This window comes from uncultured Maribacter sp. (assembly GCF_947495965.1).
Lineage (GTDB): Bacteria > Bacteroidota > Bacteroidia > Flavobacteriales > Flavobacteriaceae > Maribacter_B.
In genome coordinates this window covers 63,929-79,459 of the sequence record NZ_CANMBB010000006.1, presented here as the reverse complement: position 1 = coordinate 79,459, position 15,531 = coordinate 63,929, and the positions used below count along the sequence as shown (strand labels likewise).

The window sequence follows — 15,531 nt, the reverse complement described above, 5'->3', positions numbered from 1 at the left end:
ATAATAGAGATTTACTTAAAAATATATGTTTTTTTTGGTGTAACGCAATAGTCTATCGGAATATCATTTTCATATACATCTGTAATTTGTTCCTCAGCTTCAAAAAGAGAAAGTCCAATTTTTAGAACATCAGGTTTGCAGTTATTTAAAAAATTATCATAATAGCCTTTTCCATAACCTACTCTATTCCCTTTTTTATCAAAAGCTAAGAGAGGCACAAATACAACATCAATAGAAGAAGGTTCTATCTTAATACCATCTATAGGTTCTGGAACTCCCCATTTATTTTTTTTTAATGTAGTGTTATCTGTAAGTAAATAGTTTTCTAAACTGTTGCTTGTAAACATTTTAGGAATAATAACGTTTTTATCTTTACCATGTAAAATAGACAATATATAACTAGTGTCTATTTCATTTTTAGTATCAATAGGTAAAAATATATGGTAGTTGGTATAACTCCATATAGGTAACTCTAATATATTATTAGAAATTATTAAGCTTTTGCTTTGTAAAGACTGTGTAGAATATTGAAGTCTTTTGTTTAAATATAAGGTACGTAAATCTTTTTTCAACATATATAAAAGTTGATTTTAAGTTTACGTAAGTGTACTTATTATAATATTATTCTTTTACAGAAGATGCGTAAAACACCTTAAAAAATAACATTAATATTAAGTAAGTTCCTAAAGTAATTATGTAGCTGTCCATGCTTTTTCGGGTTTTTTGATGTTTTAAAAATAGGTAAAATATTTTACATATTACCCATGAAATACACTTTTATATCGATGAAATGCACATTTTAACAAAAACGGTTTACATAAAAGAAATATTTGCTTAACATAAAAATGTAATTATTACATTTAAAAAATTGATAATCAATTAATTACAAAACAATTTTCTTAAAAGGCATTAAAAAAAGCTTTTTCTTGCAAAAACCGTTTTTAACATTTTATACAATTTTATATTAAAAAAATAACAATATAAAAATATTGACCTTCGTAAATCAAGAATTTAATAATATTGGAAACTTGGTTTTCCTAAATAGGACAGAGTTAAAAAAAGTTGAAATAGATAGTTATTATTTAAAAAACATAGTAATTTAACCATACTTTAAAAAAGGCCAATAATCTTGTTATTTCATGTCTCATATTCCCATAAAAATACAATTAAGTACAATTCCTAAAAGCCCTGGGGTGTATCAATTTTATGACGAGGAAGATAAGATTCTGTATATAGGAAAAGCAAAAAATTTAAAGAAAAGAGTTTCTTCCTATTTTAATAAGAAACATGATAATGGTAAGACTAAAGTATTAGTAAAAAAAATAAGGAGTATAAAGCATATAGTTGTATCTACAGAATCTGATGCTCTCTTGTTAGAAAACAATTTAATTAAAAAATATAGACCTAGGTATAATGTTTTATTGAAAGATGATAAAACCTATCCGTGGATTTGTATTAAAAATGAACGATTTCCCAGAATATTTAGTACAAGAAGATTAATAAAAGATGGGTCTGCTTATTTTGGACCTTACACAAGTACTTTTACAGTAAAGACTTTATTAGACTTAATTAAAAGTGTTTATCCTCTTCGTACTTGTAACTATGACCTTTCTAAAGAAAAAATTGAGGCAGGAAAGTATAAAGTATGTTTAGAGTACCATTTAGGAAATTGCAAGGGACCATGTGAAGGATATCAATCTTTAGAGGATTATAACCAGCAAATAAAAGATATTAAAGAAATTCTTAAAGGTAATTTTAAAACATCATTGCATTATTTTAAAAGTCAAATGGTAAAAATGGCTAAGGAAATGCGATATGAAGAGGCACAAGCAATAAAAGAAAAGATAGAAGTTTTAGAAAACTACCAATCTAAGTCTACAGTGGTAAACCCTAAGATTAATAATGTAGATGTATTTTCTATAATTTCTGATGAAGCTTTTGCATATGTAAACTTCTTACAACTTTCTCATGGAGCAATTATTAGATCCCACACTATGGAGCTTAAGAAAAAACTAAATGAGACAGATGCCGAGCTTTTGCTTTTAGCTATTATAGAAATAAGACAACGTTTTAATTTAGTTACAAGAGAACTTTATTTACCTTTTAAAATAGAAGTTGCACCAGAATTAAAGATTACAGTGCCAAAATTAGGGGACAAAAAAAGGATACTAGAGTTATCTGAACGAAATGCTAAATATTATAGAAAGGAGCGTTTTAATCAAATAAAAATAATTGACCCAGATAGGCACACAAATAGATTAATGGGCCAAATGAAAAAAGACATTCGTCTTTCTGAAGAGCCCAGGCATATAGAATGTTTTGATAATAGTAATATACAGGGAACACATCCAGTTGCTGCATGTGTAGTTTTTAAAAATGGTAAGCCATCTAAAAAAGAATACAGACATTATAATATTAAAACAGTAGAGGGGCCAGATGATTTTGGCTCTATGGAAGAAGTTGTTTATAGACGATATAAAAGATTAGTTTCAGAAGGAGAACCTCTGCCGCAGTTAATAGTTATAGATGGTGGTAAAGGGCAACTATCTTCTGCTTTAAAAAGTTTAGACGTGTTAGGTTTAAGAGGAAAAATTGCAATTATAGGAATAGCAAAAAGACTAGAAGAGATTTATTTTCCAGAAGATCCAATACCTTTATACTTAGATAAGAAATCTGAAAGTTTAAAAATTATTCAACAACTAAGAAATGAAGCCCATAGGTTTGGAATTACTTTTCATAGAAATAAAAGAAGTAAAGCCGCAATAAACTCTGAGTTAGAAAATATAGAAGGTATAGGAAAAAAAACGATAGAAGAATTACTAAAAGAATTTAAATCGGTAAAAAGAGTAAAAGAAGCATCCTTAGAAAAGTTAACAGAAAACGTTGGTTTTTCTAAAGCAAAGAAAATATTTGAAGCCTTTAATACGAAACAATAATCTAATATGGTATGCCTAAGTTACTAATAACAATAGCAGCAATATTATTTACTTTTTTTGTAAATGCGCAGAACTTAGCAGTACAAAAAGATGTAAAAGTAGGCCTAGTTTTAAGTGGTGGCGGAGCAAAAGGAATGGCTCATATTGGCGCATTAAAAATTATTGAAGAAGCAGGAGTACATGTAGATTATATTAGCGGTACAAGTATGGGGGCAATTGTTGGTGCATTATATGCCTCGGGTTATTCTGCCACTGAGTTAGACTCTATTTTTAGAAATATAGATTTTGGGAGCTTTATTCAAGATAATTTACCAAGAAGTGCAAAAACGTTTTATGAAAAAGAAGATTCTGAGCGTTATATTTTAACATTACCATTTAATAAATTTAAGATAACAGTTCCTGCTGCATATTCTGGAGGACAAAATATTTATAATGAGTTGGTACGCCTATTGTACCATGTAAAAGATATTAATGATTTTAAAAAATTACCAAAACCATTTGTATGTATTGCAACAAATGTAGAAACGGGAGAAGAAGTAATTTTAGATAAAGGATATTTACCTGAAGCAATAATGGCTAGTGGTACACTCCCCTCCCTTTTTGAGCCAACAAGAATAGGAGATAAAACGTTAATAGATGGTGGTATTGTAAATAATTACCCAATAGATCAAGTAAAAAAATTAGGAGCAAATGTTGTAATTGGTGTAGATGTACAACACGGTTTATCTAGCAAAGAAGAACTTATTTCTGCAACAGAAATTTTATCACAGATAAATAATTTTAGAGTAGCTACAGACATGAAAAAAAAATCTGAAGAGACTACTATTTATATAAAACCAAAAATAGGAGAGTATTCTGTGTTAGATTTTAATGAAGGAGATGCAATTATAAAAACTGGGGAAACCGCTGCAATTCAAAAATATTCGGAATTAAAAACAATTGCGTTTAATCAAAAAATTAGAAAAAAAGGTATTTCTAAAACAACTATAAAGGATACATTAATAATTAGTAGACTAATTATTGATGGTAATAATAATTATTCAAGAGGATATGTAAAAGGGAAGTTAAGATTCCCTTTAGGTAAGGAAATAACCTTTGCAGACTTACAAAAAGGAATTTTAAATTTATCAGCAACAGGAAACTTTCAAACAAATAGATATAAACTTTTAGAAAACGGCATTGGAGAAGACCTCATTTTAAATTTAGAAGAAAAGAAGACTAAAACCTTTATTCGTTTAGGAGCTCATTATGACGATCTCTATAAAAGTGCAGCAATAATTAACCTTACCAGAAAGAATTTTTTAACAAGAGATGATGTAGCTTCTTTTGATTTTATTTTGGGAGATAATGTGCGTTATAATATGCAGTATTATATAGATAAAGGTAGTTATTGGAGTTTTGGGGTTAACTCTAGATTCAATGCTTTTGAAGAAGAAATAGATTTTAGTCTAATAAATGAAAATTATGATATTCCTGGTATAACTAATGTTAATAGAATTAATTTAGATGTAACAGATTTAACAAATCAAATATATGTACAAACAGTCTTAAAAGACGAATTAGCGTTTACATTAGGTGTAGAACATAAATTTATAAAATATAGCTCTAGAACTCTCGCAAGTATAGATAGTACCGCAAATTCTAAAGATAGAAGAACCTTTTTTGAAAAAAGTACTTTTTTAAGTGCCTATAGTCAATTAACGTATGATACGTATGACAATAAATATTTCCCTAAAAAAGGAGTATATTTTAATGGCGATTTTCATTTTTACCCTTGGTCATCAGACTATAATAACAATTTTAAAGAATTTTCAATATCTAAAGCAAAAATAGGAGTAGCTATTCCTATAATTAAAAACTTAGCACTAAATATAGAAACAGAAGGAGGTTTTAAACTGGGTACTTCTAAAGTATCAACTTTCGATTTTGTTTTAGGAGGTTTTGGGGCTAGTACAATTAATAGTTTTACTCCTTTTATTGGGTACGATTTTTTAAGCCTACCAGGGAATAGTTTTGTAAAAGCTTACGCAAAATTAGACTATGAATTTGCAGCTAAAAATCATTTTATGTTTGCATGTAATTATTCTAATGTCGAGGATGATATTTTTAGAACAGGAGAATGGTTTACGACACCAAATTTTTCTGGCTATGGTATAGGGTATGGTTTAGATTCTTTCGTAGGTCCAATCCAATTAATGTATTCTTGGTCTCCAGAAGTAAAAAAGAGTAATCTGTTTATAAGTGTAGGATACTGGTTTTAACAACCCCTTTTTTCTTAAAAAAAATATAAAATTATAGGTTAAATACCAATAAGTGTTAATGTAATAGTTAAAGTAAGTTAAAGCTTGCTGTTGTAGAACTAGTATATACTACATTTGTATAGCATAAGGGGTGGTTCCCTTATAACTTTAAGTATTGGTTTTTCATAATTTAAAGTTTGGTTGGTTATTTAGGAAAAGCCCAGTTTTAAAACTGGGCTTTTTTTATACAATACTTTGGAACAAATTTTGTTTAAGTAATTGTTACTAACACACATTTATTACTACTAATTAGTAATTTTAATGTTTTAAACAACTATTAGGTTATGAAAAAAATTATATTCTTATTTTTCTTATTCATAAGTTTATTTAGTAACGCACAAAATCAAAAATCTTCATTTAAATCAGGAGAGTGGCTTAAATTTCGAATGCATTATGGCTTTTTAAATGCTAGTTACGCCACTTTACAAGTTAAAAATAGTACTATAAATAATAAACCAGTATACCATGTTGTAGCTCATGGAGAAACTACAGGTTTTGCAAGTGTATTTTTTAAAGTGGATGATACCTATGAAAGTTATTTTGATAAAAAAGATGGAAAGCCATACCGTTTTGTTCGTAAAATTAATGAGGGAGGTTATAAGAAAGATGTTGAGATAAATTTTGATTATAAGAAAGATAAGGCATTATTAAACGATAAAAAGAACAAGAAAAAGCTTAATTTTGACCTTCAAGATAGTATACAAGATTTAATATCTGCTTTTTATTACCTTAGAAACAATTACAATGTTCAAGATTTAGTAAAAGGAGAAGCAATTACATTAAAAATGTTGTTTGATGATGACGGTGTTTTTAATTTTAAATTAAAGTATCTTGGAAAAGAAGTGGTTAAGACAAAATACGGAAAGGTAGAGTGTCTAAAATTTAGACCTTTAGTACAGTCAGGAAGAATATTTAAAGAGCAAGAAAGTTTATCTCTTTGGGTGTCTAATGATGATAATAGAATACCAATTAGAATAAAAGCAGACATTGCAGTTGGTTCTATAAAGGCAGATTTAGATGGGTATAATGGTCTTAAACACCAGTTTAAAATAATAATGGACTAACTTAATAATGGAGAATAACGAGCAGATAGAGTCTCAAATAAAAAAACTACAAGAAAAATATAAAGATTCTGGCCAAGATCTTAGCGCTTATTTAGATGGTTTGCTTTACCAACGTTATTTAACTTATTGGGATTATATACATTTAGATACACTTTTAAGTTTACAGGTTCCCAAAACATATTTTCCTGATGAAGAGATTTTTATAATGTATCATCAGATTACCGAATTATATTTTAAATTAATACTACACGAACAGAAACAATTGGTGGACGATAAGTCTCTAAGCGTTTCTTTTTTTATTGATAAGGCTAATAGAATAAATAATTATTACAAAGCTTTAATATCATCCTTTAGTATCATGATTAAAGGAATGGAAAGAGAGCAATTTTTAAAATACAGAATGGCATTATTGCCAGCGAGTGGCTTTCAATCTGCACAATATAGGATGATAGAGCTTTATGCAACTCCAATGCATAATTTAGTGCATCATACCCAAAGAGAGCTTTTTTCTTCAGAAAATACTATAGAAGAATTGTATGAAACTATATATTGGAAAAAAGGAGCGATAGACAAAGAAACAGGAGAAAAGACATTAACCTTAAAACAGTTTGAGTACAGGTATACTCCACGCTTAATAAGAATAGCAAAGCAAGTTCATAACAGTACTATATATGATAAATACTTACAGCTTTCTAAAGAAGACCAAAACAATAACGAGCTAGTTAAAGCATTAAAAACGTTAGACTTAAATGCAAATGTAAATTGGCCATTAATGCATATGGGCTCTGCGCATAGGTATTTACATAAGGAGAAAGAAGCCATAGATGCAACAGGAGGAACAAATTGGAAAAAATATTTACCACCAAGTTTTCAAAAAGTAATATTTTTTCCAGAAATATATACAGAACAGGAAATAACAGATTGGGGAAAAGAATGGGTGAACCACATTTTTAATCCAGATAACAATAAAGAGTAATAATGCGTAAATATTGGGGCACAATAATAGCATTGGTTTTACTGTCTTCTTGTAAAAACAATGAAACAGAAAAAACTAAGGTTGAGGTACAAAAACCTAAGCAAGAAGAAAAGGTAATTACAAAACAGTACGGCTTTAATTTAGATAATTTTAAAGTACATAAAGACACGGTTAAAAATGGCGATAGCTTTGGAGAGCTAATGCTTAAAAACCATGTAGAGTATCCTAAAATTGCAAAAATTTCAGAGGATTATAAAGATACTTTTGATGTTCGTAAAATACGAGTAGGAAAACCTTATGTAATATTAAAAGCAAAAGATACAACAGAAACGGCGCAAGTTTTTATTTATGAAAATGATGCTATAAATTATACTGTAGTAGATTTAAGAGACAGTATAATAGCTTATAAAGATAAAAAAGAAGTAAAATATATAGAAAGAGAAGCTTCTGGGGTAATAGAAACATCCTTGTCTGAAGCTATTTTAGATCAAGGGATAGATTATAATGTAACAAACAATTTATCAGAAGTTTATGCGTGGACAATAGACTTTTTTAGACTTCAGAAAGGAGATAAGTTTAAGGTAATATATAAAGAAAAGTATATTAATGACTCTATTTATGCAGGAGCTGGGCCAATAGAATCCGCTTTTTTTGAGCATAATGGCAAACCAATTTATGCGTTTGCTTATGAAAATGACTCTTTAAAAAACATTGTAGATTATTTTGATGAAAATGCAAATAACCTAAGAAGAACCTTTTTAAGAGCTCCAGTAAAATTTAGTCGTATATCTTCAAGGTATAATTTAAAAAGAAGAATAAAATATTACGGTTACAAACTGAGACCACATAAAGGAACAGATTATGCTGCAGCCATTGGAACACCAATTATTGCTACAGCAGACGGTACTGTTACAGAATCTACCAGAAGAGGGGGTAATGGGAAATATGTTAAAATAAGACACAATGGTACTTATTCTACACAATATTTACATATGAAAAACCAAAATGTTAAAAAGGGAGAGTTTGTAAGACAAGGAGATGTTATTGGATGGATTGGTATGACAGGAAATACGGGAGGACCTCATGTATGTTATCGTTTTTGGAAGAATGGAAGACAAGTAGATCCACTAAAAGAAAAATTACCTCAAGCAGAACCTTTAGCGGAATCTTTAAGGGAAGATTATTATAATTTTATAAACCCTAAAAAGCAACAATTAGATAGTATTAATTTTCCAGAGAAAATAGAAGAAGAACTAGTAACACTTAATTAAAACAATGCCACTACAGAACACTAACCCAACAACAACAAAAGCTTGGACTAAATTAGAGGAACACTTTAGTACTACAAAAGAGACTACTTTAAAAGATTTATTTAGCAAAGACCCTAAAAGAGCAGAAAAATTCACTCTAAATTGGGAAGATTTTTTAGTCGATTTTTCTAAGAATAGAATTTCTAAAGAAACTATAGATTTATTAGTAGAATTGGCTAATGAATTAGAGTTAAAAGATGCAATAAATAAATACTTTACGGGAGATCTAATTAATGAAACCGAAGGTAGAGCAGTGTTACATACAGCACTAAGAGCTAAAAAAGAAGATACTGTTTTAGTAAACGGAAAAAATATTATACCAGAAGTATATGAAGTAAAGGAGCATATTAAAGAATTTACTAAGACTATAATATCTGGAGAAGCAAAAGGGTATACAGGAAAATCTTTTACTGATGTTGTAAATATTGGTATTGGAGGTTCGGATCTTGGGCCGGCAATGGTAACTGAAGCTCTAAAGTTCTACAAAAACCATTTAAAATTACACTTTGTTAGTAATGTAGATGGGGATCATGTTCGTGAAATTATAAGAGATTTAAATCCAGAAACAACACTTTTTGTAATTGTATCTAAAACATTTACAACGCAAGAAACATTGAGTAATGCAACAACCATAAAAAAATGGTTTTTAGAGCATGCTACTCAAGAAGATATAGCAAAACATTTTGCAGCTGTTTCTACAAATGCAGAAAAAATTGCTGAATTTGGAATCTCTAGTGCTAATGTTTTTCCTATGTGGGATTGGGTTGGAGGTCGTTTTTCTCTTTGGAGTGCTGTAGGTTTGTCTATAGCATTAGCAGTAGGCTATGATAATTTTGATGCTTTATTACAAGGGGCAAACTCTATGGATGAGCATTTTAAAGAAGAAGACTTTAACACTAATATCCCGGTAGTTTTAGCACTTCTTAGTGTTTGGTATAATAACTTTTATGGTGCAGAAACCGAAACAATAATACCTTATACACAGTATTTAAGTAGATTCTCTGCTTATTTACAACAAGGTATAATGGAAAGTAACGGTAAAAGTGTAGACCGTAATGGAGTAGCAACTAAATACCAAACGGGAACAATAATTTGGGGAGAGCCTGGAACAAATTCGCAACATGCCTTTTTTCAATTAATACACCAAGGTACTAAGCTAATTCCAGCAGATTTTATAGGGTTTAAAGAATCTTTGTATGGAGAAACAGATCACCATAATAAATTAATGGCTAATTTCTTTGCACAGACAGAGGCTTTAATGAATGGAAAAACAAAAGAACAGGTAGATTCAGAATTAAAAGCTAAAAACCTATCAGAAGAAGAAATTGAGAAATTATCACCATTTAAAGTGTTTGAAGGTAATAAACCTACAAACACACTATTAATAGATAAATTAACCCCTAAGTCTCTAGGAGCACTTATAGCAATGTATGAGCATAAAATATTTGTGCAAGGCGTAATATGGAATATTTTTAGTTATGATCAATGGGGAGTAGAACTTGGAAAACAATTGGCTGGTACCATTCTAAAAGATATTAATGGTTCAGAAATTGCTAATCATGATGCATCCACATTACAATTACTTCAAAAATTTAAGAGATAATTTTCTTTATTAGTAAAATTTGATAAAGGCTTGTAACTTATATGGTTATAAGCCTTTTTTATTGCTAATTGTATGTTAAATTTGGGTTGACTAATTTAACATTGTCTTAATGTGTTGTTAAAAAAAATACAACACTTTTGCACAATAATGAAAATAACAAACATTAGAAAAATGAAAAAAATGTACTTCGCACTAGCAGCTTTTTTAATTACTGCTATTGCATTTTCACAAGGAACTATAACGGGTTCTGTAATTGACGGGGAAACAAATAGTCCATTACCAGGAGCAAATGTTATGGTAAAAGGAACAACTAATGGAACAGTAACTGATTTTGATGGTAACTTTTCAATAAATGTTTCAGAAGGTTCAGGAAGCTTAGTAATTTCATATATAGGATTTATAAGTAAAACAGTATCCTACACATCAGAAGGAAGCTTAGGTTCAATTACATTACAACCAAATGCAGAGGAGTTAGAAGGTGTTGTGGTAGTAGGAACAGGATTAATTGACTTAGCTGGTGATAGAAAAACTCCAGTAGCAGTATCTACAATAAAAGCTAAAGATATTCAGCTTAAAGCAACAGGAAATGTTGAGTTTGGAGAGGCAATGAAAAATACTCCTTCTATTTATGTTTCGAGCCAAGCAGGAGGTTTTGGTGACAGCCAAATATTTTTAAGGGGTTTTGATCAAACAAATACAGCTTATTTATTAAATGGGCAACCTATTAATGGGATGGAAGACGGTAATATGTATTGGTCTAATTGGTCTGGTATGTCAGATGTAGCTAATGCAGTTCAAATTCAAAGAGGTTTGGGATCTTCCAAATTAGCAATTTCATCAGTTGGTGGTACAGTAAATATTATTTCTAAAACTACAGATAAGCAAGAAGGTGGATTTGTTAGGTTTATGGGAGCTAATGATAGCTATGTAAAAGGTACTATTAACTATAATACAGGAATTAATGATAAAGGATGGGCCTTTTCAATATTATTAGATCATTGGCAATCGTATAGAAAATATTCTATAGGTACTGCAGGTCAAGGTCAAAATTATATGATATCTGTTGGTTACCAACCAAATGATATACATACCTTTAATTTCCTATTAACGGGTGCACCACAGTGGCATGATCAGAATTTCTCAGAAGATTTAGAATTTTACGAACAATACGGTGATAAAGCAAATGATAATTCTGGTTTTTATGAAGGAGAACGTTTTACTGAAAGAAGAAATTATTATCATAAACCAGTAGCAAACTTAAACTGGGATTTTAATATTAATGATAAATTAGATTTATCAACAGTTGTATACGCATCTTGGGGAAGAGGTGGAGGAACTGGTGGCCTAGGTAGAGGTCGTGTTAGAAATGAAGATCTAGGAATTACGGGTCTTAATGAGAGAGAAATTAATTTTGATGCTATTGAGGTAAATAATGTTGCTACTGCAGATGCTAATGGTAATGGTAACTTTGGTAGTTCTTATTTAAGAAGAGCTTCTGTTAATAATCACAATTGGTATGGTTTATTATCTAATTTAAATTTTGAAGCTAATGAGAGTTGGAGTTTTAATGTAGGTTTTGATACCAGATTTTATAGAGGAGATCACTTTAGACAATTAATAAATAAGTTTGGTTTAAATGGATATGTAGATAACTTTAATGCATCTGAACGCCCAAGTGATTACGTTATTTCTGAAACTTTTGAAGCTAATCCTTGGTCTGCACTATTTAATTTTGCAGATGAAGAACAAAGGTATGATAGAGATTATTCTGAAAATATTAATTATGTGGGAGGTTTTGGTCAAGCTGAATTTTCTAAGAATGGGTTTTCTGCCTTTATACAAGGTGCTGTATCAACACAATCTTATCAAAGAGAAGGTAGGTTAAGTGGTGCTGGAGACGGATTAGGTAAATCAGAAAAACTTAATAAATTAGGGTATCAAGCTAAAGGTGGTTTAGCTTATGAATTAGATGAAAAACATTCTTTTTTTGCTAATGCAGGTTTCTTTTCTCGCCAACCATTTTTAGACAATGTATTTGCAAATATTCGTTATTCAAATGCATTAGTTGAGCCAGAAGTGGATAATGAAGAGATTGTTGGATTAGAAGGAGGATATAGATTTAAAAATAATAATATTAGATTTAATTTAGATATTTACAGTACACAGTGGGGTAATAGATTTTTATCTGTTAATGGCCCTGCGCTACCAAATGATGAAACTTCTACTTACAGACTTACGAATGTTACTCAGGTGCACAGAGGTATAGAGTGGGATCTTGAGTACCTTTCAGGATCAAGAGTTTGGAGCTTAAGACATTATGGGTCTATAGGTAATTGGAAGTATGATGGAGAGACACCATATACTTTACAAAATGATGATACAGGTAATTTTATTACAACAAACGGTAATGTAGATTTAACAGGAGTAAAAGTTGGTAATGCACCACAAACATCTTTTGGATTTGGGCTAAGAGCAAATATTACAGAAGGCCTTTCTATTGATATGGATTATAATATTTATACCGATTTATATGAATTTGTAGATCCAGAAGATGTAGCTTCAGAAGCCTTAGCAGGAGGTCAGTATGAGTCAATTAGATTACCTGCTTATACCTTAGCAGACGCAGGGCTAACTTATAAATTTGATTTAGGAGAAAATACCCTAACATTTAGAGCAAATGTTTATAATTTATTTGACGAATCTTATATTAACCAAAGAGATGCATTTGGTTATTATTTAGGAATAGGAAGAACTTGGAATACAAGTTTGCGTTACAATTTCTAAAACCAAAATCACATAATTTTAAACCCTGCTCTAAGCAGGGTTTTTTTATGCTTAAAATTCACTATTTTTATCAAAATAATTAATGACTATGGAAATTATAAAAACCCTTCATTCTTCTTTGGCCTATGTTGCATTGGCGGTATTATTCTTAGCAGTAGCAAATGCTATTATTGGTTTAGTTGGTAATAAGGTATTTACGATGACTAAAGATTTACGTATTAGCCTATTTGCCATGATTTTATGTCATATTCAATTACTTGTAGGACTTATTCTTTATTTTGTGTCTGCAAATGGTTTAAATGCAATTAAAGAGCTTGGTATGGGAGGTTTAAATTCTGCAGCAAGACTTTTAGCGGTAGAGCATCCATTTATAAATATTATAGCTTTGGTTTTAATAACAATTGGTTGGTCTCGTCACAAAAAGTTTGTTGAGGGTAACAAAAAATTTAAAAGTATTGCAATGTTTTATGGTATTGGCTTAATACTTATTTTAAGCAGAATTCCATGGGGGCAATGGTTTGCTTAAGCATATGTAATAAACATTTAATTTGAAAATCCTTTTTACAAAAGAAAAAGGATTTTTTATTACCATTGTTCTAAATAGAATAGGCAAAATTATTTAAAGATTATTTTCTTTATTTTTTTTAAACTAAATGACAGTTATTTTAAATACTATTCGTAAAAGTTTTTTACTATTACTTTTTTTCTTTAGTTATTATCTTCAAGCGCAGTTGGTTAATATTGAATCTAAACGTATGCATACAGATTCATTAAGGTTTGTTTTAAATGCAGATATGCTTTTTAATTATACCGATAATAATGGAGCATATATACTTCAAATACGCTCTAATGTGGGCGCACAATTAAAATCTAAAAACCTTAAGAGCATTTATTTTTTAATAGGTAATATAAATTTAATAAGGTCTAGAAACGAGGATTTTCAAAATTCATATTTTGTGCACGCAAGATATAACTACAAGATATCTAAGTTATTACGTGTAGAATCTTTTTTGCAAAACCAGAATAACAAAAAGCTTACTATTAACGAAAGAAACTTATTTGGATTAGGGTTAAGATTTAAGCTTTTTTCTACTACCAATACACAGGCATATTTGGGTAATGCATATATGTACGAAACAGAAAAAATTAGTTCTACAAATCAAAAACTTTATAATCACAGAAATAGCAGTTATATATCTTTAAATCAATCTTTTAAAAAGATAAGCCTTAGTATAACCGGTACTTTATATTTTCAGCCTTTGTATAGTAATATTAGTAATCATAGGGTACTAAGTCAATTCAAAGCAGATTTACCACTTACAAAAAAGATTAGTTTTTCGGCTTTATATAACCATTCTGTAATTAACTTTAATTCGAACTTAGAGGACAATAAATTTTCAAATGTAAACTTTGGTTTTACATTAAAAGTTTAAAAGTATAGATAATCTATTTTTTTATTAGATACATGTAAACAGGAAAGTGGTCACTATAACCACCGGCATAACTTCCGCCAGCATATGTTCTGTAGGGATAGCCTTTGTATTTACCTGTTTGGGTTAATAAATAGGGTGGATTGTAAACCCCTGTTTTCCAAAAACTATAGCCACTAGAAGAAACAGAATTAGTTACACTTTTTGTCATATAAAATTGGTCAAATAAATTCCATTTATCTCTATAGGCAAGTGTGCCAACTCCTTTTTTATATAGTTTTTCCATAGGGTTAAATAAAGAACCATCTTCTAATTTTTTCTTTTTCCCATTGGTTTGTAGTATTTTTTTAAGGCTATCATCAGTTGGGTCGTCATTTAAATCTCCCATACTTATAATTTTTGGGTTTACTTCAGTCCTAGAAATAGAGTCTATAATACGTTTATTGAGTTTAGCAGCTTGTAGTCTATTAGGTTTACTCCTTGCTGCACCACCACTTCTTGATGGCCAATGATTTACAATAAAATGTATTTTATCAGAATCTAATAAGCCACTAACTACAAGTTGGTCTCTAGTAAAATCTCTATACCCTTCTTCATTAAAAAGCAAAAGTCTATGACTGTTAAAGCTATCAGGAATAAAAACATCTTTCTTATAAAGTAAAGCTACATCTATGCCCCTTTCATCAGGAGAATCAAAATGTATAATACCATAATTTTTGTTTTTTATATTAGGATGATTTACTAAATCTTGCAAAACTTCTATATTCTCTATTTCGCATAACCCAATAATATCTGGAGAGGTATTGGTCACTTTAGAACCAATTTTGCTTAATACTCTAGTGGTATTTTCAATTTTGGTAGTATATCTATCTAATGTCCAATTATCTTTACCAGAAGGAGTTCTGTCATCATCTCTAGTAAGGGAATCATTTTTAATATCAAACAAGTTTTCAACATTATAAAATGCAATAGTTCGGACTGTATATTTGTTTTTTTCCTGTCCGTATCCAGTATAAATAGCTAATATAAATACAAGAATATTCTTTAAAAATGTAAAGTTATATTTCATAAAAAATTTAATATATAGCAAAAAAAGAGGGTTTTTTCATACAATAATATGGGCATTTT

The 15,531-nt window shown here is 29.6% G+C and carries 11 protein-coding genes; 9 read left to right on the top strand and 2 right to left on the bottom strand.

Annotated elements, in window-relative coordinates:
* Positions 1-11 precede the first annotated feature (11 nt).
* Positions 12-575, bottom strand: a complete 564-nt coding sequence (locus Q0820_RS12445; protein WP_298487970.1) for a 5-formyltetrahydrofolate cyclo-ligase — start codon at positions 573-575, stop codon at positions 12-14.
* A gap of 564 nt (positions 576-1,139) precedes the next feature.
* On the opposite strand from Q0820_RS12445, the gene uvrC reads away from it, so the two are divergent.
* The 9 genes from uvrC to Q0820_RS12400 all read left to right on the top strand — a co-directional run bounded on the left by uvrC (position 1,140) and on the right by Q0820_RS12400 (position 14,406).
* Positions 1,140-2,936, top strand: coding sequence for an excinuclease ABC subunit UvrC (gene uvrC / locus Q0820_RS12440; RefSeq protein ID WP_298487969.1), 1,797 nt, complete (start codon positions 1,140-1,142; stop codon positions 2,934-2,936).
* A gap of 11 nt (positions 2,937-2,947) precedes the next feature.
* Positions 2,948-5,197: a patatin-like phospholipase family protein gene (locus Q0820_RS12435; RefSeq protein ID WP_298487968.1), complete on the top strand. Its 2,250-nt coding sequence runs from the start codon at positions 2,948-2,950 to the stop codon at positions 5,195-5,197.
* A gap of 323 nt (positions 5,198-5,520) precedes the next feature.
* The gene (locus tag Q0820_RS12430; RefSeq protein ID WP_121064720.1) at positions 5,521-6,300 is read left to right on the top strand and encodes a DUF3108 domain-containing protein; all 780 of its coding nucleotides are present in this window, start codon (positions 5,521-5,523) and stop codon (positions 6,298-6,300) included.
* Between the two features lie 7 nt (positions 6,301-6,307).
* The gene (locus tag Q0820_RS12425; RefSeq protein ID WP_298487967.1) at positions 6,308-7,276 is read left to right on the top strand and encodes a tryptophan 2,3-dioxygenase family protein; all 969 of its coding nucleotides are present in this window, start codon (positions 6,308-6,310) and stop codon (positions 7,274-7,276) included.
* A 2-nt stretch (positions 7,277-7,278) separates the two neighbouring features.
* Positions 7,279-8,547 carry a peptidoglycan DD-metalloendopeptidase family protein gene (locus tag Q0820_RS12420; protein WP_298487966.1) on the top strand — a complete coding sequence of 423 codons (1,269 nt, stop codon included), beginning with the start codon at positions 7,279-7,281 and terminating at the stop codon, positions 8,545-8,547.
* 4 nt (positions 8,548-8,551) lie between these two features.
* Positions 8,552-10,189: a glucose-6-phosphate isomerase gene (gene pgi / locus Q0820_RS12415; RefSeq protein ID WP_298487965.1), complete on the top strand. Its 1,638-nt coding sequence runs from the start codon at positions 8,552-8,554 to the stop codon at positions 10,187-10,189.
* Positions 10,190-10,360: 171 nt separating this feature from the next.
* A complete protein-coding gene (locus Q0820_RS12410) occupies positions 10,361-12,973 on the top strand; it encodes a carboxypeptidase-like regulatory domain-containing protein (protein ID WP_298487964.1) in 2,613 nt (870 codons plus the stop codon).
* Positions 12,974-13,061: 88 nt separating this feature from the next.
* The gene (locus Q0820_RS12405; protein ID WP_298487963.1) at positions 13,062-13,499 is read left to right on the top strand and encodes a hypothetical protein; all 438 of its coding nucleotides are present in this window, start codon (positions 13,062-13,064) and stop codon (positions 13,497-13,499) included.
* Positions 13,500-13,626: 127 nt separating this feature from the next.
* On the top strand, positions 13,627-14,406 hold the full coding sequence (locus tag Q0820_RS12400; RefSeq protein WP_298487962.1) for a DUF481 domain-containing protein: 780 nt from the start codon (positions 13,627-13,629) through the stop codon (positions 14,404-14,406).
* Between the two features lie 13 nt (positions 14,407-14,419).
* Here the strand turns inward: Q0820_RS12400 and Q0820_RS12395 are convergent, their stop codons facing one another.
* Positions 14,420-15,472, bottom strand: coding sequence for an endonuclease/exonuclease/phosphatase family protein (locus Q0820_RS12395; RefSeq protein ID WP_298487961.1), 1,053 nt, complete (start codon positions 15,470-15,472; stop codon positions 14,420-14,422).
* Positions 15,473-15,531 lie beyond the last annotated feature (59 nt).

Bases quoted from the DNA above. Each gene is read 5' to 3' on its own strand.
- Q0820_RS12410 (WP_298487964.1), top strand. From the start codon at position 10,361: ATGAAAAAAATGTACTTCGCACTAGCAGCTTTTTTAATTACTGCTATT.
- uvrC (WP_298487969.1), top strand. From the start codon at position 1,140: ATGTCTCATATTCCCATAAAAATACAATTAAGTACAATTCCTAAAAGC.
- Q0820_RS12420 (WP_298487966.1), top strand. From the start codon at position 7,279: ATGCGTAAATATTGGGGCACAATAATAGCATTGGTTTTACTGTCTTCT.
- Q0820_RS12435 (WP_298487968.1), top strand. From the start codon at position 2,948: ATGCCTAAGTTACTAATAACAATAGCAGCAATATTATTTACTTTTTTT.
- Q0820_RS12425 (WP_298487967.1), top strand. From the start codon at position 6,308: ATGGAGAATAACGAGCAGATAGAGTCTCAAATAAAAAAACTACAAGAA.
- Q0820_RS12430 (WP_121064720.1), top strand. From the start codon at position 5,521: ATGAAAAAAATTATATTCTTATTTTTCTTATTCATAAGTTTATTTAGT.
- Q0820_RS12395 (WP_298487961.1), bottom strand. From the start codon at position 15,472: ATGAAATATAACTTTACATTTTTAAAGAATATTCTTGTATTTATATTA.
- pgi (WP_298487965.1), top strand. From the start codon at position 8,552: ATGCCACTACAGAACACTAACCCAACAACAACAAAAGCTTGGACTAAA.
- Q0820_RS12405 (WP_298487963.1), top strand. From the start codon at position 13,062: ATGGAAATTATAAAAACCCTTCATTCTTCTTTGGCCTATGTTGCATTG.
- Q0820_RS12400 (WP_298487962.1), top strand. From the start codon at position 13,627: ATGACAGTTATTTTAAATACTATTCGTAAAAGTTTTTTACTATTACTT.
- Q0820_RS12445 (WP_298487970.1), bottom strand. From the start codon at position 575: ATGTTGAAAAAAGATTTACGTACCTTATATTTAAACAAAAGACTTCAA.